We start from the raw sequence: 18,045 nt of genomic DNA, 5'->3' as shown, positions 1-18,045 counted from the left end.
ACACCCCCCAGACATAATCCGGGCTTTTATACAAAAAAAACAATTCTGGGGGGGGGGGGGGGGGGGGCGGGGGCCCCCCCCCCCCCCCCGGGGGGGGGGGGGGGCCCCCCCCGCGCGGGTGGTGTCAGGCGTCCGGCCCGCCGCCGACCGGCGTCGCCGAAGGCATGCGGCCGGCACCGAACGGGGCGGAACCCCTCGACCGACCCCACAGCCCCAACTCACGTGCACCCAGGTACAGGAACGGCAGCAACAGCAGCACGTCGGCGACATGGGCGATCGACACCTCGCGGGTGATCCGGCTCAACGGGAAGGCGATCGCGCCCAGGCAGAGCAGTACGCCGACCGGCAGCGGCGCGGTGCGGGTCCGGCAGAGCACCAGGCCCAGCGCGAACAGTGTGAGCGGGAAGAGTGGACCGGCGATCCAGAACAGGGTCGTGGCGAAGGGGTACTGGTTGAGCAGCTCGACCGTCCGGGCATGCGAGACGTCGACGAGGCCCTCGTGGATGCTCTGCACGCCGAACGCCACCCCGCCGACGACCGCGAAGACCGTCACCGGCAGCGCGACGGCCACATACCGGGGAGCCGTGGCGCGCAGCCGGTCATAAAGCCCGATCAGACCGACCAGCCAGCAGAAACAGGAAAGCGCGACGAGCGTACCGGCGGTCACGCCCTGCGAGTCGGGCTCCCAGAAGAAGGAGGCGAGCAGGTTCAGGGTTGCTCCCAGGATGAGAAACATGGACCAGACGCTATGGGTGGCGGGGCGGCGCTGGATCCGCTCCGCGTGGGCGGCGGACTACTGCGGTCGTCGTACCCCGGCCAGCCCGCCGTGGTAGGCGAAGACCACGAGTTGGGCCCGGTCCCGGGCACCGAGCTTGGCCATCGCCCGGTTGGCGTGGGTCTTCGCGGTGGCGGTGCTCATGCCGAGCCGTGCACCGATCTCCGCGTTGGAGAGCCCGTCCGCGATCAGCGTCACCACCTCGCGCTCCCGCGCGGTCAACGCGTGCAGGCCGGGCACCTCCGGTCCGCTGGCGAACGCCGCGATCAGCCGACGGGTCACCTCCGGCGCGAGCAGCGCGTCGCCGGCGGCGACCACCCGGACCGCCCGGCGCAACTCGTCCGGTTCCAGGTTCTTCAGCAGGAAACCGCTCGCGCCAGCGTGCAGCGCCGCGTAGACGTACTCGTCGAGTTCGAAGGTGGTCAGCACGACCACCCGTACCCCGGGCAGCCGCTCGTCGGCGAGGATCCGCCGGGTAGCGGTCAGCCCGTCGGTGCCGGGCATCCGGATGTCCATCAGGACGACGTCCGGCTGGTGTGCGCGGGTCAGCCCGATCGCCTCGTCCCCGTCGGCGGCCTCGGCGACGACCTCGATGTCCGGCACCCGCTCCAGCAGCACCCGGAAGCCAGCCCGGACCAGCGTCTGGTCGTCGGCCAGCAGTACTCGGATCGTCATCCCGGCAGCCACCCCTGTACCTGGAAGCCTCCGCCCTCGGCCGGGCCGGCCCGGAGCCAACCGCCCAGGCCGGTGGCCCGTTCCGCCATGCCGCGCAGGCCGTTGCCCGGTGGTCCGCCGGCGCCGCGCCCGTCGTCCTGGACGGTCAGCGTCAGTCCGTCCGGACGGTAGCCGAGCCGTACCTCGATCCGGTTGGCGTCGGCGTGCCGCACCGCGTTCGCCACCGCCTCCTGGACGATCCGGTACGCCGTCGCCTCCACAGCCCGGGGCATGGGCCGGGGCTCGCCGTCGTGGAGCAGCACGGCGCCGGTCGCGGCGGTCAGTGCGGGAAGCCGGTCGAGCGCGGGTGCCGGCGGCGCGGGGCTGAACTCACCCGGCGGGTCGCGGAGGTCGCCCAGCTTTCCGCCGGGGCCGCCCGGCTCGGGGCCGGGGTCGCGGCGGCCGTCTCGGAGCACGCCGACGGCGGCGCGCAGCTCCACCATCGCCTCCCGGCCGGCCTGCCGGACCACGTTCAGCGCGGCGCGTGCCTGGTCTGGGTCGTCCTCCAGCACCTCGGCGGCGACCCCGGCCTGTACACCGACCACCGCCAGGGTATGCGCCGTGACGTCGTGCAGCTCCCGGGCGATCCGGATCCGCTCCTCGATCACCCGCTGCTCCGCCGTACGGTCCCGCTCGGCGGCCAACAACTCCAGCCGGATCCGCCGGCCCCGGACCACCTCACCGAGCAGCAGCGTCGCCCCGAAGACCACCGTCGAGCTGTCCAGGGTCGCGTCCAGGGGTCCCACCCCCTCCACCAACATCCGCCCGTGCAGGTCCAACAGGATGAACACCCCGGCCACCACCAGACCGGACCGACGCCGGGACGCGACCGCCACCGAGTACATCGCCACCCAGAGCGGCGCGGCGGGCGCACCACCGGGATACCGGGACATGTGGTAGGCCAGGAACAGGGCACCCACCGTGGCCAGCGTCGCGGCCGGCCAGCGCCGTCGGGCCAGCAAGACCAGCGCCATCGCCAGCCCGAGGCCGTACGCCCACGCGTCCGGCGCGCGGTCGGCGGACTCCACCGCCGCCACCCCGATCCGATACACCGTCACCGCACCGGTAATCACCACGATGCCGGCCTCCGTCATCCACCGCCGCACGGCGTAACAGTACGTACCCGGCCGGGCGACCACGTACCACGAACGCGGTAGCCGGCGGCATGCAACGAAGGGCCGTCTCGTTGCCTGGCGGCCCGTGCCTGTGACGATCTCGACAGCCTGCTGAGGGCGCTTGCCGCAGATGTCGTAACAGCGACGGCGGTGGTCTGGCACCGGCACCGCGCAAGGCGATCCACGGGGCGGAGCTGGTCGCTCGGGCGTTGCTCACCTTCGCCGGCCGGATGCCGGTGGATCCGACCAACCCGGTCGTCGAGCTCAACGGCGGACCGGGCATCGCTGTCAGTTCCGGGCGGGCCTCGGCGGCGGCGATCAGCCTGCACTTGGTGGACGGCGTGGTCAACGCCATCCATCTGGGCAACCCGGAGAAACTGACCGGGCTGCGTGAACGCTGAGGCCCCGGCTCAGCTGGGACGTCGAGGTCCTCGACGTCCGAGGTCAACGTAACGCCGCGACGCCGGGGCCCAGTGCACCGGGAGAGGGCGGTAGCTGCCGGTGGACGATCACGCCGGGGGTGTGGGTGCCGTGGTAGCCCGGGCCGATCATGTGACCAGTTCGTTGTACGCGGCCGACCAGCGACCAGTGAGATACCAGCGGCTCGGCGTGTCGCCCGGAGTCAGCGGCCGGGATCGTCTGTCTGCACCACCACCGACCACGAGGCCCCAGCTGACCGTCTGGACCAGCGGCGAAGCCAAACTTGACATCGCCCAGATCGCACAGGCACTGTCATCAGCACCCACTACGAAATGTCCACCACCGCCGACCTCACCACCTGCCTAGGCCCACCGGCTGACGTCGCCCCCCTTCTGGGACTTGACCAAACCCATAGGGACACCCCCAGAAGCGAATGACCCGTACGTGCACGGTTCCGGAGTCGCGCTCCGCTGTCGTGGTGCCGCGTGCCCGCTCGCCCGAACAGGCCGCTCTACCTGGAGTAAGTACAGGTCATCGCCGAACCCCCGACGTGTCATCCTGCCGCGGGAGTACGGCAGCGTGAGCGCCGGGGGTGAGCGCCTCGGCGGCCGACAACCGTACGCCGGCGTAGCCGGCATACCGCAAACGCGGTACATGAACCGTGGCAAACGGCGATCGGCACCATGCGGGATGCTGGCTAGCGTCGACCGTATGACCGAGAACATCGAGATCCGGCCCACCCGGACCGACCGGCTGCGGTGGCCCTGGATCCCATCCGCTGTGACTGGCGCTTTGGTCCTCGGGGCGATGCTACTGCTCTACGCCGGCCGTCCCCTCGCCGGCATCGCACTCGCCAGCGCCACCAACATGGCCGCCTTCGCGTTCTTCCTCGTCGGCGGAGCGGTACTGGTCTGTCGAACGGCGAGCGCGCCAGCGCCAAGGTGGGCAATCGTCGTCCGCCCAGCATTGGTCGCGTTGATACCGGCCCTCGCGTGCTGGATCGTCATCATCGTGCTGCGCCAGGCGATTCTCGCCAACGAGCCGCTCTCCGAGACCGTTTTCCAGGATGGATACGGCCGTAGCATCGTCGTATACCAGTTCGCCGCGCTCATCGGCGTCGTCGCCGAAACAGTCCTACGGATCAGAAGGTTATGGGTCCGAAGATAGCCGATAGTACGGCAGCCGCCATTGGCTGTCTGACCAGGGTGGACACCGGCGGGCTGGGTGGGTGAAGTGGGTGCAGCCGCCGTGCTGGTCATGGCCGCCCTCGCGGTCTGCGCCGTCGCCACCAAGCCCGCTCACGCTGGCTCCACCAACGCACCCGGCGACGTCTCACCCGCATCAACTGCGCCACCTACGCCGCGAACGGCTACACGCTCACACTTCCGACCGGGTACGCCATCAGCGGCGTGTTCATCGCCGACCCCGAACTCGATGAAGATTTCGCCCGCGCCGAACCACTGACGCACGACAGGTGGCAGCCGAGGCTGGCGCAACTGCAGCGGTACGCCCGTAACCCGGTCAGCCAGGCACTTCAGCGCATCGACCGAATCTTCAGGGACCGCCGGGCCGGCAACGCGACCGCGCCCACCACCGATGCCGCAACAGGGTTCACGACTGGCGGACGTCCTCGGCACACTCCTCGACACCCAGGCCGGCGGCACGGAAACCCGCATTCCGGCCGGGTGGGACAACGCGGTGCCCCACCCGCCGACAACCGCGTCGGGCGCAACGGCAACACACACCGGCACACCGACACCGGGCAACGGAGGCAACGGGCGCCAGCAGGGGCACCAGGGCCGGGGGTCGCGCTCCACGTCGGGTCTGGCCCTGAGTTTCCACCCCCGGCCCCGGCAGACCCCATCGTGCCCGCCGATGCGCCGAGCGAAGAGGTCTGGTCATTCCTCAGCCTGGTCCTGCTGCCGGATGTCGCGCTCTGGCGATGGCCCAACCCGCTCCGTCGGCCAGGATACGAACGCATCATCGGCCGTCCCCGTAACGTGTTCCGACGCCTATGGACCCGCATTCACAGCCTGGGCGAGGACCTCGGAGCCCATCTCTACGAGGACGAGGCCGTCGCAATCCTCGAGCGCCCAACGCTCGGTGCCCATCCACGCGTCGCCCGCGCCATAGCCCACGGCCACCTGATCACAGCCGGGGGAGCCGGCGCCGCACGGACGGACATCTTGCGCATCACCGCCCGCAGACTCCGGCGACTTGCGGTAGTGGTGAGTCTCGAATCGCTCGACGATGCTCAACTCTTAGATCTGGTGGGAAACTACACGAAGGAAGCCGTCGACCAGTTGCGGGCGGTGACAACCAGGAGCACGTACAACGACCACCTTCCGACGCAAGTGCAAGCGAGTTAGGAGCCAGCCCGTAGCGGCCATGTTCTCAGCACACGCGGGGTGATCCGAGGCCGCCGGCAGGCACAGTACGAGCGGTGCTGCCCCCGCCGGCGGAGGGATGATCTCGTCCGCGCTGGCGGCCTGGTCGCGACCCTTATCGGCACCGCTGAAACCGGCTCGTTCGCGTTGATGCGGCCGATGCCGCCGAATGTCACGTTTCCTCGACCTCGATGGCTCTGGCCGTGGTCAAGCCGTAGGAGTTGGTGTCGCGGGCGGGCGGGCCAGCCGAGGAAGCGGTCGAAAATGACAGCAGCGGTGCCCGTCTCAGCGGGGTTGAGCCGTGCAGATCGTCAATCGCGTCGTGCAAACATCCGGCCAGGTAGAGGAACGGGTCCGGTTGTCCTGGCACTCGGCGAGGAGAGCGAGTTTCGCCGCGCCGAAGGCCACGGCTGCCCGCACACGGTACAGCCATCGCGGGCGCAGCGGCAGATGCTCCACGGGCTCTCCCCCGCGATCGGGCGCCCAAGACGCGGCGCTGCTCCCCAGCGCCGCATACTTCGACCAGGCGACCCGCGCCGCAAAACAAATCCGCGACGTGGTCACTGAGGCCAACGCGTTGCACCATCGTGATGGCAGGCTAGAACGCTGGCGCTCCGACCCACGAACCGAGCGGACTGGCCGACCCCACCACCCAGCCGAGCCCCGGCGCCAGCAAGAGCTCATCCTCGGCTCGCGACCAGGCCCGCCGCTTCGTACAGCGGAATCCGGGGTTGCTCCCCCACCGGCCACGAAGCGACAGGGCCTTATCCGGGATAGCCGGCCAATGGCGAGTGGTCGGCGGCCAGGCCGCCTGACGGACGAAGCCGTTGGGTGATGCCGAATGAGGCCAGTAGTCGATGACGGTTCGGGCGTAGTGACGGTTGGTGGCGGCGATGTTGGTCACGCCACTGACTGCTGCCCTTCAGCGACGGGGCAGGTGCTCGGGCGGCAGGATGCCCGACCAGTCGATCTGGCCCGACTTGAGTCGGTGCCGGGCGGGGGGCGGGACCTCGTCCGGTGCCAGCCGGTCGAGGTATCCGATGAGCTCTGCGGACTGTTGTTGAGAGTTGTGAGTGGCTCGGGCCCGGTTGACGAATTCTCTGGTGGCCCATCCGAACCAGGGGGACTGCCGGGCACGTTCCGACGCGAGTGGACGGAACAGCGCATCCCACCAGTCGGCCGCGCGCGGATTGAGCGTTTGGAGCAGGGGCATGTCCAGTCCCGGCAGGGGGGGGACCGTACCGCAAAGTGCGCTCTGCCCGAGACAACCCGGCCAGCATGGCGCCAAAGTTGAGCTCAAAGAAAGCCATGGCCCTACGGATCAGTTCTTCGAGGGTGGGCTGCGCCGGCTCGTCGGGGAACGCTTCGCACAGGTCAAGGCGGATGCCGTGAAAGAGCATGTCTCTGCGGGCGCCGTACATCCAACCCCGGTGACCACTCTGCTGCGGCCGCCCCAGGGAGCTCGGGTCCGTGCACGCCAGGCGCACCATCTCCTTGCACGACTCCATAAGCATCATCACCCACATGTTGCCGGCAAACTCGTTCAGCAGGATCGAGAGCCCATTTTCGTCGAGTGTTCGACCACCGATTGACCGCAGCAACAACTCGGCGCCGAACCAGTCCGCCGACACCTCCGCGATCAACCGATCGCGTGCCCCGGGCGGACCCCACGCAGGTGGTTGTCCGTCGAAGCGCTTGCCCGGCACACAGCGGTGAGTGAGGGCAGCGGGGCGACGGCGGCTATACGCCGGTCCCGGTCACCCGGCAGGCATTCCAGCCAACTGTCGTAGCGGCGGATGACGTCGTCGATGACCTCCGTGGCGACGGACTGGCTCATCCCGTCGGCCACCACCAGCAGCACTGGCCGCTGCCGCGTCAGCGGCAGCACGACCGTGGGCAGGAGGTCCTCCAGGTGGACCAGCCCGGCCGGGGTCGGGGCATCCTGCTCAACTTGTGCTGCCAGCGCGCGGCCGAACGCCTCGTCGTGGGCGTCCCGCCGCAACCGGGCCGCTTCGAGCACAGCGCGAAGCCCCTGCGCGAGCGTTTCGTCGTCCACCCCGGTCCACGCCTCGGCGGCGGCTCGGTCGGCCCAGGCGTCCTCGTCTCGCTGCCGAGCCGCCAACTCGCCGAGGTCGTCAGCGGTCGGTACCGGCCGGCTCAGCCAGCGCGCCAGGCGGACGCTGGCCATCGCTCGTGGCACCCGTACCTCGTCGGGATGCCGAGCCAGTGCGTGGCCCTCTACCTTGGCCCTCGCAGCCGGCGACGTCGGCTGTGGCCTTCGTGGTCTGCTCGCAGCGGCCGATCGTGGCACACGGGACCGGCGACTGTTTACCCTCACGCCTCACCGAAGTAGCTCTCCTCCTCGCCGAGCAGCAGCGGCACGTCGTACACGGGATGTCCGGCCAAGCGCCTGGCGGTGCGTGGTATTCGTTACCTGCTGTATTCGCCAGCCCAACATGAGGGGGCTCTAGCATGCTCTCCTGAAGCCGGCGGCTGCTCATGACGCCTGGCTACCGGACCGCTCGGTCAGCGGCTACTTGAGGATGCGTTAGCCAGGAGCGCGGACCGACCAGCCTTGCGTCGTTGCGCTACTCGTGCTCGTCATCGACGATGGTGATGTGGTCGGCCCGGCCGACCGGCCGCAGGCTGCTTTGCTGGCGTCGCATTCTGCAACGTCTGCGCGTGGCGGAACGACGTGGAGATCAGGCTCAGTGCCTTTGACGCGAATGGGTCGTCGGGCAAGGCTGCAGCCGCGGCCTTGGCAACAGTCGCGGTTCGTCGAGCACGCCCTGCTACAGAGGGGCTCTGATCAGTCCGGACGTGTCGCCAAGCGGCGTGATGCGAATCGGTACCGAGAGTTGCGGGCGACACGATGGCGCAAGCGACCGTACACCGCTCAGTGGCAGGCGTGGATTGCCGTTGGGTGTGAACCCTTAGTTGGCCACCTGGATGTGCCGGCCGGTCTTCGCCGGAATGATCACAACGAAGTACATGCATGTCGCAGGTATCTGCCAACTGGGGAGCAGTGTGAACACGCGGAGAACAACGAAGGTCGCCATCCTGGCGACCGCGATAGTCATGTTGTGGGCAGGGGTGTCCGCAGCGGCGCCGACGCAATCGTCGGCCAAGTGGTCGACCCTGCGGGCGAAGTTCGAGGCCATGGCACAGGTCGACGTCGTTTCGGCGATCGCCGAACTACGCGAGGGCTCGTCGGTAGAGCGATTCAGCGCAGGCACCACCGAGTTGGGTGGCAAAGTCCCGGCACCGGCAGGCGGCCGCTACCGGGCGGGAAGCGTCACGAAAACGTTCGTGGCCACCGTGATCCTGCAATTGGTCGGTGAGGGCCGAATGGCGCTGAGCGACCCGGTCGAGCACTGGTTGCCGGGCGTGCTGCCCAACGGGCAGGCCGTCACGATACGCGACCTGCTCCGACACACCAGCGGGGTCTACGACTACACCTGGGACCTGCTGCCAAGCGACGACCAGGTGCTCGGCATCCGGTTCACCACGTTCACTGCCCGTCAGCTTGTCGACATCGCCAACGCGCATGGGTCGCAGTTCACGCCGGGCAGTCAGCAGCAGTACTCCAACACCGACTACATTCTGCTGGGCATGGTGATCGGCAAGGTGACCGGACGCCCGTACGGCGAGGAGATCCAGCGGCGGATCATTGGACCACTTGGCCTGAGCGGTACCTCGATGCCGGGAACTTTCCCGTCCATCATCGGCCCGCACGCGCACGTGTACGTCGGTGCCACCGGCGCCGTCGACGCTCCACCGGTAGACGTGACCATCATGAACCCGTCCATGGCCGGCGCCGCCGGCGAGGTCATCTCGACCACCTCGGACCTCAACCGGTTCTTCCACACCCTGACCACCGGCCGGCTGCTGCGCCCGACCGAGTTGCAGCAGATGACCGACCCCGCCGGGTTCGGGTTCGGCTTGGGCGTCGAAATTGCCACCCTTGACTGCGGCGTTCGGATCATCGGGCACGGCGGTGGCGGCCCCGGCTTCGTCGGCCTAGCGTTTACCGCCGCCGACGGTTCGCGTCAGCTCAGCCTCACCGCTGCCGTGTGGGGCGAGAACCGAGACACCCTCACCACACGGGTGATCGGTGCCCAGATGCAGGTACTGTACGCGGCGTTCTGCCCCGCAGCACACGCGTAGCGATCGTGGCCAGCCCTACATGGCTCATCCGATCGCTACCATGGGCGTCAATGGGCCTCGGGCTGGCCAACCGGTCTCCATTCTCATGTCATCGGCAAACTCGTGCCTTGCCGTCCATCTCGACGCGCGCACATCGGCACGTCCGGGCGCCGGTCGCGAAGACGACTGTGGCGCTGCGTAGTGCCCGCTCCGCGGCACATGAGTGAACCCGATCAACGGCGTTGTACGGCTGCAGTCGTTGCGACAGTGCCGGGCTTCTGGCCGTAGCCGCCCTGCGCAGCGTTCGCCTGGCCCGGGGCTGCACCGCCCTTTTGGCGGTGTACGGACCTCGTCGCTCGCGCTGCCGGCCGGCGCTAAAGTGTCGATCGTGTCGACGACGGGAGCGCTCGCCCTCGCCCAGGTGATGGCCCACTGCGGCGGCTCGCCCTCCGCAGCGACGAGCTTCATCGCGCGAGCGGTCGCCGTCGATCCGCGCGATCTGGAGCTGTACTCGGCGCTGGAGAACCTGCGGCGCGAGCTGCCCTCCGAGGTCACGGCCGTCGTCGCGGCGGCAAACACGATCGGACCGATGCTAGCCCGCGCCTACTTGTCCTTCGTGGGCGGTGACATGGACGAGGCCGCGATGTCGCTCGGCGCGGTCACCGGCTACCAGCCCGACGTCCCGTGGGCGTCCGCGCCGTGGTTCGGCGACGAGCGATTCCTCAGCGCGGTAACCCCGGCTGCCGTCGCTGAGGCCACGATGCGTATCCGCGATTACGACCGTGGCCTCGACACTGATGCTGTCCGCGAGTGCCTGGCCCCGTGGTTCCGGGCGATCGAGGCGGTCTGCGAGCGCCATGCGGACCCTGACGCGATGGCCCGCATGGCGATCTTGCTGCGCGTGTGCGGCCGCACCGACGCATCGTTCGCCCTGTGCGACCGGGCCGACGCCGTGCGGCGCGTGATGTTCACCGAGGTCGTCCGCGCCGGCACCTGGCGTCACGTCGGCAACCGTGCCGAGGCGGCCGCTGCCTTTCGGCGTGCCCTAGCGCTCGACCCGGCCAACTGGTCGCTGTACCTCGATCTGGCCGATCTAGCCGCCGAGGAAGGCGACTTCGCCGAGGCCGCCACGCAGGCCACTCGCGGTGAGGAACTCGAGCCGGACGACGTCACGATGCGGGCGGCCGCCGCCGCATACCGTGCCCGCTCGACGGGATCGGCCGCCGACCTGGACACGCTCACCGAACTGGCACCGCAGGTGCCCGAACCGTACCGCCGGGCGCTCATCGACTACGCCCACGCTCGCGGCACCTAGGACATCTCACCGTCTCGATGTTCGCGAGTCCGGCGCCACCTCAAACGCCACGCCTCTGGTTGCCTACCTCGCCCGTCCGTTTACCCACGGTGACGAGGCGTAGGAGACCAGCGCGCACGGTCGGCGGCAAATCCGTGCACGTAGCCTTGTTGGCGGTCCTAGCCGATTGAGTGGGCGTTCTGTCACGCCTGCCGGAGTCGGACACCGAATCGTCGAGACGCCGTCCGGAAGGCGGCGGGTTCGTGAATGGTGAAGTCCACGTCGAGGAAGGCCAGGTTCAACAGGAGCCACTGCCATGAGTCGGATCTGAGGACGGCGCGGGTTCGATGCGGTGCGATGGGCTCAAGTTCGACGTCCTGGTACTTCAGAGCGTCCGCCACCGCGGTCATGGGAGCGTCAACAGTCAGAACGACGCGGTGTTGGTGCTTGTTGAGTCCCTCGCGGAGGTACTGAATGCCGGTGTCGGCGGGCAGTGGGCGGGGGCTGAAGGCTCGGCCGGTGTTTCGCAGGTTGGTGATGCGGTCGGTACGGAAGACGCGCCAGTCGCGCTTGCGGGTGTCCCAGGCCAGCAGGTACCAGCGCAGGTGCTGGTGGATCTGGCGGTGCGGTTCGACTTTGCGTGCCGTGGTAGGTCTGGTCGCGCCGGCGTAGTCGAAGGTGACGAGGTGTTGGTGGTGAATTGCGTCGGCGAGGGCGCTCAACGTTCCGGCGCTGATGCTCGGAGCCAGGGCCTGTGTGGTTTCGAGGCTGGCGCGGAGGGCCACTGCTCGGGCGCGGAGACGCTTGGGTAGGTACTGGTCGACCTTGCCGTAGGCGCGCGTCGCCGCATCGTCGAGGCTTCCCTCGCTGGCGCTGCCGATCGAGGTGAGGGTGGCCAGTCCCAGGAGGGCCGCGATGGCTTCGTCGTCCTCTAGGAGAAGTGGGGGCATGGTGCTGCCGGCGGAGAGCCGGTAGTAGCCGCCTGGTCCCGGTTGGGTCTCGACGGGGTAGCCGTAGCCGCGGAGACGATCGACGTCCCGGCGTAGCGTGCGCGGGCTGACGTGGAGGCGGGCCGCGAGTTCTTCGCCGGTGAACGCCCGACCCGTCTGCAGCACCGCCAGCAGGGCGAGGACTCGTTGGGTGACGTCGGCCATGGGCACATTATCCGCCGGAATCGCGGACATTTCCTGACCGGATCTGCTCGTAGTGTTGTGCGCATGTCACAGCGCAAGATCGAAATCTGGGGAGCCCGGACCAACAACCTGAAGTCCCTCGACGTCGAAGTGGCACGCGGGCAGTTGGTGGTGTTCGTGGGGGTGTCCGGGTCGGGCAAGTCGTCGTTGGTGTTCGACACGATCGCCGCTGAGGCCGGCTACCAGCTCAATGAAACGTTTCCGCCATTCGTCCGCAACCGGCTGCCGAAGTGGGCGCGGCCCGAGGTCGAGCAGATCGACGGTCTCTCGCCGGTGGTGGTAATCGACCAGCGACGCATCGGCGGGAACGCACGATCCACGGTCGGTACGATCACCGATGCATGGACCTACCTCAGGCTTCTGTTCTCCCGCCTGAGCACGCCGCAGGTCGGTGAGTCCAACCACTTCTCTTTCAACGATCCCGCCGGCATGTGCACGACATGCTCCGGCCTCGGTGAAGTCGTCGTCAGTGCCGTTGACCGCTTTCTCGATCTGGACAAGTCGCTGAAAGACGGAGCCATCCTGCTGCCCGGCTTCGGCAACGGCGGCTACTGGTACTCCCAGTACGCCGACATCGGCACATTCGACGCTGACACACCCTTGCGCGACTGGGCCCAAACCGAACGCGACGCGCTGTTGTTCGGCGGCGAACACGCCGCACGCCTCGGCACCAAATTTCCGAAGGGCTACGAGGGTGTCGTCGAACGGTTCGAACGGATCTACCTGCAGACCTCTGACAATCTGTCTGACCGCAAGCGAGAAACCCTTGCCCGATTCACCCGCTCCACCGTATGCCCGGACTGCAACGGTGATCGGCTCAACGAGGCCAGCCGCACGGCCACCGTGCTCGGCTTCACCATTGGCGAGATGGCGCGCCTAGAGATCAACGAACTCGTCGAACTGGTGACGACGGTGACCGACGCGAACGTGGCGCCGGTCGTGGCCGCGCTGAAGGCAAGGCTGGACGCCCTGATCACCATCGGGCTGGGATACCTCCACCTCGGCCGCGCCACCACGACCCTGTCCGGCGGCGAGGCACAGCGCATCAAGACCGTCAAGCACCTGGGTAGCAGCCTGGTCGAGATGCTCTACATCTTCGACGAGCCCACCGTCGGCCTCCACCCGCACGATGTCGCGTCCATGACGAGACTGCTCCAGCAACTGCGGGACAAGGGCAACAGCGTCCTTGTCGTCGAGCACGACCCCGCAGTCATGGCCGATGCCGACCAGATCATCGAAATCGGGCCAGGAGCGGGCGACCAGGGCGGCACACTCGTCTTCCAGGGCACATTCGCGCAGCTGCGTCAAGCCGACACCCCGACTGCGGCCGAACTATCGCGGCATCGCCCCATCAAAGATCGTCCACGAACACCACGCGGGAGCATCACCGTCACCAACGCCACCCGCAACAACCTCAGGAACCTGACCGTGAACATCCCCACCGAGGTCATGACCGTGCTCACCGGCGTCGCGGGCTCGGGAAAATCCAGCCTCGCCACCGAACTCGCCGCCCGCCACCAAGCCATCATGATCGACCAGAAACCGGTCACCACTAACCGTCGCTCAACCCCGATCACGTACACCGGCATCGCCACACCCATCCGGAAGCTGTTCGCACGCCGCAACAACGTTCCAGCCAGCTTGTTCAGTGCCAACTCCGACGGCGCCTGTCCCGACTGTAATGGCCTCGGCGTCATCTACACCGACCTCGCCTTCATGGAGAGCCAGGAAACGGTCTGCGAAACCTGCCAGGGACGACGCTTCACTCCTGACGTTCTGCGGCACACGGTCGACGGACTGTCCATCGCCGATGTCGACGAACTCACTATCACTGATGCCATCCACCGGCTCCCCGATCCGGCAATCACGAAGGCCCTGCGCCACCTCGACGACGTCGGCCTTGGTTACCTGAGACTCGGCCAGCCTCTGACAACGCTCTCCGGCGGCGAATGTCAACGCGTCAAGATCGCCAAGGAGCTCGGCGACCCGACCAGCCCGACGCTCTACATCCTCGACGAACCCACCACCGGCCTCCACCTTCGCGACATCGACATCCTGCTGCGCGCGCTCGACAACCTCGTGGACCACGGCAACACCGTCGTCGTCATCGAGCACAATCTTGACGTCATACGACAAGCCGACTGGCTTATCGACCTCGGACCAGGAGCCGGCAGGCACGGCGGCCAGATCATCTACCAAGGCCATGTCGCAGGCATCACCAACACCGCCACCGCGCAAGCACTCAACGTCGCCACTCCAGCGTGAGTCGCACTCATCTCGGCATGACCGGACGCCAGCGACCGGCGCTGACATCCCCTCGGTGACGAGCGCTTCGCGGCATGAGCGGATACCAGGTGCCCTCGGCCGTGGTGCATGATTGTCATCGTGTCCGGGCCTTCCGCCGCAGTTCTGCTGCCCGTCGAGTGGACCGCTGACGACGTCAGGGCATTCCGGGTGTGGCTGTCGGAGTCGCTCAGCCCGGACAGAGATAACTGGTGGGCACTTCGGGAACCGCGCAACCTCGGCATGGCGAAGCCGTCGTCGAAGACCGGGCCGATGCTCATCGAACCCGATGCTTACGAATGCGACGACGCTGATGAGGCGGTCTGCTTGACGCGCGCGGCCGGCTTCCTCCCGATCACCGAGATCGTCCTGGCCGCAGCAGTCAACGGCAAGGATGACCACCGGTTTCTCGCCCAGCTCGCTGTGACGATAGCCCGCCAATACGGCGGCCTCATCGATCTCGATGGCCCGCTTCCGGTACCTCCACCGCCGGGCGTCTCCGCTCTATCGACTCTGCAGTCCGGCCCTGGTCGCCGACGATGGGAGGATCGTTCCCGGGCAACTATCGCCACGCTTTCCGGAAGGTGGCACGAGATTCCCTACCGGACGGCGTGGGATGAGGTTGCGGTCCGCCATGTCGTCGATGCCGATCTCCTCGCCTCCTGGCTGCAGCACCCGCTCTTCCAGATGGTGAAGTGACCAAGTCTTGCCGGACATCCGCTCATCGGCAGATCCGGTCGTCTCCGACGCGCTGTCGGCGACAGATCGCGCCTGCAACTGGTCGAAGCGGCCCGGGGATCACGTAGGCGGCCTCCGAGACGCCCCTTGAGACTCGATGGTGCAGACCTTGGCGTCGATAGTGCCGACTCCTGGGGGCCGACCACCTCCTCCTGTGGCCGGCCCGCGTGACCGGAGGCTACGCCGCGCCGTTGAGCGAGGCGGCCAGGGACTCTGCGAACCCGGTGTCGGCGGGCGCGCCGCTCACGCCGATGCGCCAGGTCCCGCCCGCGAGGTCGCCGACCAGCAGTGACCGCCCGCCCGGCTGCCACAGGGGCTGCCAGGCGATCGAGCCGCTCGGCCGGTTGAACCACCGGTTGTCCTCGCTCCAGGCCGACCCGTCCCGGTACGCGACCGCCAGCGTGGTCGTGTCGTCCGTGGCGAGCGCCCACCGGGTGAAGCCCGCCGCGTCCCCGTCGCGATCGGCGCCGGCCGGGTCCGCGAGCCGGGGCAGGGTCGAGTCGACGTTCCAGGCGGCTTCCCAGACCGGCGCGCTGGTCGGACCGGTCACATGCCAGGCGAGGTCGACGTCCATCGTGGTCCGTGCGAACCGGAAGCGCCAGTCGACGGTCACCGGCTCGTCGCCGAGCGGGATGCCGGCCAGAAGAACGTCCGTGCCGTCGGCCGACACCGTCACGTTCCGGGCGGCGCCCGCCGTGTCGGTGGGCCCGAAGGTCCCGACCGCGAGGTAGGGCGCTGTGGAACGGAACGACGAGTCCGTCACGGGCCGGTACGCGCCTCGGCCGGTCGGGTCGGCCTCGTAGGAGACTAGCCGGGACTCGGGCACGGTCTGCACGACCGCCCGGTAGTAGGGCGTGCTGACGAGCCGCCCCTTCGTCACCACCGGTGTACGCCAGTTCAGCGGCGCCAGCCAGAGCCCGCCCTGACCCCAGCCGGCGCCCGTGACGTACCACTGGCCGGTGCCGGAGTCGTCCTTGACCACCTCGGCGGCGTGCGCCTCAATCCGGCCGGCGAGCTGGTCGACGGTGAAGTGGAACGGGTCCTCGCTACGGTACACGCGGGTGTCCTGGTAGCCGCTCTCACAGCAGACGAAGAGATACCACGAACCGCCGCGGTGCACCACAAACGGCGACTCGGTCGGCCCGCCGAAGGTGCCGGTGGCCGGGTGCTCGAAGGCCGTCCGCCGGTCGCTCCAGTGCACGAGGTCGTGGCTCGTGCGGTAGGCGACAATGTGGTGGCCACCGGCCGGAGTGCTGTTGGCGGTGTAGTACATGACCCACTGGTCGCCGACCCAGGTCACCATTGGGTCCCGACCGTCGAAGCCGTCGGTGAAGAGCGGGTTGCCCGGGTGCCGCGTCCAGGTCGTCAGGTCCTTCGACGTGGCGAGGTGCATCCGGTACGCCTCGTGGTCGGCGGTGCCGCCCGCGTAGAACATGTAGTAGGTGCCGCCGTGAAACAGCACATACGGCGCCCAGATGTGCGTCTCCCCCGCGCTCGGGTCGGCCTCAAGGGCGAACGGATGCTTCGTCCAGGGGCCACGGGGCGACGGCGCCGTGGCATGGCCGAAGAACTTCTCGTCCAACGGGTTGGCCGGCTCGGCGTGGGTGATCGCGAAGACGTGCCACAGACCCGTTGCGCGGTCACGCACCATTGTGTGGTCGTTGTAGTACCAGCGCTCGTTCTCGCCGACGCTGGGGTCGTACACGTTAACGAACTCGCCGGCGGTGACCTGGACGGACTGGTTCTCGTACGGCTGGTTGCTCAGCTCGGCGGTATCGGCGGCATGGGCCGGCGCCGGGGCCACGATCAGTCCCAGGGCGAGGGCGAGCAGCGCGGACAGCCGGCCGACGCGGGACGGTGGGCGGGGCATGCGTTCCTCCAGAGCTCTACGGTGGCGTGGTGGTGACCCGGACGTGCGCGCGGCCGGCGCGGGTCCGCCGCATGCCTGCGGCGGCGGACCCGGGCCAAAGCTCTACTGCTTGCCGCCGAGCGTGGTGTAGGCCTCCGCGGCGTTCTCCTTGGTGATCTGCATGGTGCCGAGCGTGGTCGTCTTCGGGACGTCCTTGGCGCAGTCGACGAGGATCTTCTTGGCCATGTCGATTGCCTCACGGCCACCGGTCGGGTACTGGAACGTCGCCTGGAGGCGGCCCTGCTCGACGGCCTTGATGCCGCCCGATGGGACGGGCAGCGCGTCGATCCCGGTGAACTTGATCGCGGTCTCCTTGCCGGCCGCCTTCGCCGCCAGGTAGGCACCCTCGGCCATCGGGTCGTTGTGCGCGTACACCGCGTCGATGTCGGGATTCGCCTTGAGCATCGCATCCATGACGCTCTGGCCCTTCTCCCGCAACCACTCGGCGGTCTGGCTCGCCACGATCTCGATCCTCGGGTTGCTGGCGATGCCCTGCCGGAAGCCCTGGGCGCGCTCGGCCGCCGGTGTGGAGCCCGGCAGGCCGGAGATCTCCACGACCTTGCCGCCCTGCGGCAGCAGCGTCTTCGCGTAGTACTCCCCCGCCGCCCGGCCGATCGCGACGTTGTCGCCACCGATGAAGGCCGTGTACACGTCACCCTCGACCTTGCGGTCCAGAACGATGACCGGGATCCCCTGGTCGTACGCCTTCTTGACCACCGCGGTCAGCGGCTTCGCCTCGTTCGGGGAGATGATCAGCAGGTTGATGCTCTGAGAGAGGAAGTTCTCCACGTCGGCCACCTGCTTGCTGTTGTCCTGAGCCGCGTCCGAGACGACCACCTTGAAACCGGGCACGGACTTCGCGGCGTTGGTGACGTCGTCGTTCATGACCTGCCGGTACGGCTCGGCGTTGTTGGCCTGGGACATGCCGATCAGGAATTCTTTGCCGCTGCCGCACTTCGCCGAGGCGTCGGAGCTGCTGCCCGGGTCGTCCTCGACGCTGCACGCCGAGGTGGCGACGAGCGCGGCCAGTGCCAGGATCGTGGCGGCTCTTCGGGTGTAACGCATGGTTTC

The 18,045-nt window shown here is 68.3% G+C and carries 15 protein-coding genes and 2 pseudogenes; 8 read left to right on the top strand and 9 right to left on the bottom strand.

Annotated elements, in window-relative coordinates; genetic code table 11:
- Positions 1-124 precede the first annotated feature (124 nt).
- Genes ACGFZ2_RS33670 through ACGFZ2_RS33660 form a run of 3 tightly spaced genes read right to left on the bottom strand, consistent with a single transcriptional unit; the run spans position 125 to position 2,595 of the window.
- Positions 125-736 (bottom strand): hypothetical protein, encoded by a 612-nt coding sequence (locus ACGFZ2_RS33670; RefSeq protein ID WP_393270206.1) that lies wholly within the window; start codon positions 734-736, stop codon positions 125-127.
- 57 nt (positions 737-793) lie between these two features.
- A complete protein-coding gene (locus ACGFZ2_RS33665; RefSeq protein ID WP_393270209.1) occupies positions 794-1,450 on the bottom strand; it encodes a response regulator in 657 nt (218 codons plus the stop codon).
- Complete coding sequence (locus ACGFZ2_RS33660; protein ID WP_393460836.1) at positions 1,447-2,595, bottom strand: sensor histidine kinase; 1,149 nt, start codon at positions 2,593-2,595, stop codon at positions 1,447-1,449. Before ACGFZ2_RS33660 ends, ACGFZ2_RS33665 begins: the two co-directional genes overlap by 4 nt.
- A gap of 218 nt (positions 2,596-2,813) precedes the next feature.
- On the opposite strand from ACGFZ2_RS33660, the gene ACGFZ2_RS33655 reads away from it, so the two are divergent.
- The 4 genes and pseudogenes from ACGFZ2_RS33655 to ACGFZ2_RS33640 all read left to right on the top strand — a co-directional run bounded on the left by ACGFZ2_RS33655 (position 2,814) and on the right by ACGFZ2_RS33640 (position 5,393).
- The gene (locus tag ACGFZ2_RS33655; protein ID WP_393270213.1) at positions 2,814-3,005 is read left to right on the top strand and encodes a hypothetical protein; all 192 of its coding nucleotides are present in this window, start codon (positions 2,814-2,816) and stop codon (positions 3,003-3,005) included.
- A gap of 192 nt (positions 3,006-3,197) precedes the next feature.
- Positions 3,198-3,461 (top strand): annotated as a pseudogene (locus tag ACGFZ2_RS33650) (hypothetical protein).
- A 274-nt stretch (positions 3,462-3,735) separates the two neighbouring features.
- On the top strand, positions 3,736-4,191 hold the full coding sequence (locus ACGFZ2_RS33645; protein ID WP_393270215.1) for a hypothetical protein: 456 nt from the start codon (positions 3,736-3,738) through the stop codon (positions 4,189-4,191).
- Positions 4,192-4,889: 698 nt separating this feature from the next.
- On the top strand, positions 4,890-5,393 hold the full coding sequence (locus tag ACGFZ2_RS33640) for a hypothetical protein (RefSeq protein WP_393270218.1): 504 nt from the start codon (positions 4,890-4,892) through the stop codon (positions 5,391-5,393).
- Between the two features lie 190 nt (positions 5,394-5,583).
- Here ACGFZ2_RS33640 and ACGFZ2_RS33635 read toward each other — a convergent pair.
- From ACGFZ2_RS33635 to ACGFZ2_RS33625, 3 genes and pseudogenes are all read right to left on the bottom strand, one after another.
- Positions 5,584-5,870 (bottom strand): annotated as a pseudogene (locus ACGFZ2_RS33635) (hypothetical protein).
- Between the two features lie 463 nt (positions 5,871-6,333).
- Entirely contained in the window at positions 6,334-6,624 is a 291-nt protein-coding gene (locus ACGFZ2_RS33630) for a hypothetical protein (RefSeq protein ID WP_393460833.1), read from the bottom strand.
- Positions 6,625-7,050: 426 nt separating this feature from the next.
- Positions 7,051-7,599 carry a hypothetical protein gene (locus ACGFZ2_RS33625; RefSeq protein ID WP_393270222.1) on the bottom strand — a complete coding sequence of 183 codons (549 nt, stop codon included), beginning with the start codon at positions 7,597-7,599 and terminating at the stop codon, positions 7,051-7,053.
- Positions 7,600-8,348: 749 nt separating this feature from the next.
- Here ACGFZ2_RS33625 and ACGFZ2_RS33620 point away from each other — a divergent pair.
- Positions 8,349-9,578, top strand: a complete 1,230-nt coding sequence (locus ACGFZ2_RS33620; protein ID WP_393270224.1) for a serine hydrolase domain-containing protein — start codon at positions 8,349-8,351, stop codon at positions 9,576-9,578.
- A gap of 367 nt (positions 9,579-9,945) precedes the next feature.
- On the top strand, positions 9,946-10,872 hold the full coding sequence (locus tag ACGFZ2_RS33615; protein WP_393460830.1) for a tetratricopeptide repeat protein: 927 nt from the start codon (positions 9,946-9,948) through the stop codon (positions 10,870-10,872).
- 182 nt (positions 10,873-11,054) lie between these two features.
- Here ACGFZ2_RS33615 and ACGFZ2_RS33610 read toward each other — a convergent pair whose 3' ends face one another.
- Positions 11,055-12,005, bottom strand: coding sequence for a helix-turn-helix transcriptional regulator (locus ACGFZ2_RS33610; protein WP_393270230.1), 951 nt, complete (start codon positions 12,003-12,005; stop codon positions 11,055-11,057).
- 63 nt (positions 12,006-12,068) lie between these two features.
- On the opposite strand from ACGFZ2_RS33610, the gene ACGFZ2_RS33605 reads away from it, so the two are divergent.
- Both ACGFZ2_RS33605 and ACGFZ2_RS33600 read left to right on the top strand, forming a co-directional pair.
- On the top strand, positions 12,069-14,309 hold the full coding sequence (locus ACGFZ2_RS33605) for an ATP-binding cassette domain-containing protein (RefSeq protein ID WP_393460827.1): 2,241 nt from the start codon (positions 12,069-12,071) through the stop codon (positions 14,307-14,309).
- A 108-nt stretch (positions 14,310-14,417) separates the two neighbouring features.
- The gene (locus tag ACGFZ2_RS33600) at positions 14,418-15,026 is read left to right on the top strand and encodes a DUF6368 family protein (protein WP_393262538.1); all 609 of its coding nucleotides are present in this window, start codon (positions 14,418-14,420) and stop codon (positions 15,024-15,026) included.
- Positions 15,027-15,243: 217 nt separating this feature from the next.
- On the opposite strand, the gene ACGFZ2_RS33595 is transcribed toward ACGFZ2_RS33600, so the two are convergent.
- Positions 15,244-16,935 (bottom strand): glycoside hydrolase, encoded by a 1,692-nt coding sequence (locus ACGFZ2_RS33595; RefSeq protein WP_393460824.1) that lies wholly within the window; start codon positions 16,933-16,935, stop codon positions 15,244-15,246.
- A gap of 102 nt (positions 16,936-17,037) precedes the next feature.
- On the bottom strand, positions 17,038-18,039 hold the full coding sequence (locus ACGFZ2_RS33590) for a substrate-binding domain-containing protein (RefSeq protein ID WP_393460821.1): 1,002 nt from the start codon (positions 18,037-18,039) through the stop codon (positions 17,038-17,040).
- Between the last annotated feature and the right edge of the window lie 6 nt (positions 18,040-18,045).

The sequence above is a fragment of the Micromonospora sp. NPDC048063 genome (genome assembly GCF_043202855.1).
Lineage (GTDB): Bacteria > Actinomycetota > Actinomycetes > Mycobacteriales > Micromonosporaceae > Micromonospora.
Note: the sequence above shows the minus strand (reverse complement) of the source record. Positions and strands in the feature narration are given on the sequence as shown.

Excerpts from the sequence above, each read along its gene's own strand:
- ACGFZ2_RS33645 (WP_393270215.1), top strand. The coding sequence starts at position 3,736 with ATGACCGAGAACATCGAGATCCGGCCCACCCGGACCGACCGGCTGCGG.
- ACGFZ2_RS33630 (WP_393460833.1), bottom strand. The coding sequence starts at position 6,624 with ATGCCCCTGCTCCAAACGCTCAATCCGCGCGCGGCCGACTGGTGGGAT.
- ACGFZ2_RS33590 (WP_393460821.1), bottom strand. The coding sequence starts at position 18,039 with ATGCGTTACACCCGAAGAGCCGCCACGATCCTGGCACTGGCCGCGCTC.
- ACGFZ2_RS33605 (WP_393460827.1), top strand. The coding sequence starts at position 12,069 with ATGTCACAGCGCAAGATCGAAATCTGGGGAGCCCGGACCAACAACCTG.
- ACGFZ2_RS33670 (WP_393270206.1), bottom strand. The coding sequence starts at position 736 with ATGTTTCTCATCCTGGGAGCAACCCTGAACCTGCTCGCCTCCTTCTTC.
- ACGFZ2_RS33595 (WP_393460824.1), bottom strand. The coding sequence starts at position 16,935 with ATGCCCCGCCCACCGTCCCGCGTCGGCCGGCTGTCCGCGCTGCTCGCC.
- ACGFZ2_RS33610 (WP_393270230.1), bottom strand. The coding sequence starts at position 12,005 with ATGGCCGACGTCACCCAACGAGTCCTCGCCCTGCTGGCGGTGCTGCAG.
- ACGFZ2_RS33625 (WP_393270222.1), bottom strand. The coding sequence starts at position 7,599 with ATGGCCAGCGTCCGCCTGGCGCGCTGGCTGAGCCGGCCGGTACCGACC.
- ACGFZ2_RS33665 (WP_393270209.1), bottom strand. The coding sequence starts at position 1,450 with ATGACGATCCGAGTACTGCTGGCCGACGACCAGACGCTGGTCCGGGCT.
- ACGFZ2_RS33600 (WP_393262538.1), top strand. The coding sequence starts at position 14,418 with ATGATTGTCATCGTGTCCGGGCCTTCCGCCGCAGTTCTGCTGCCCGTC.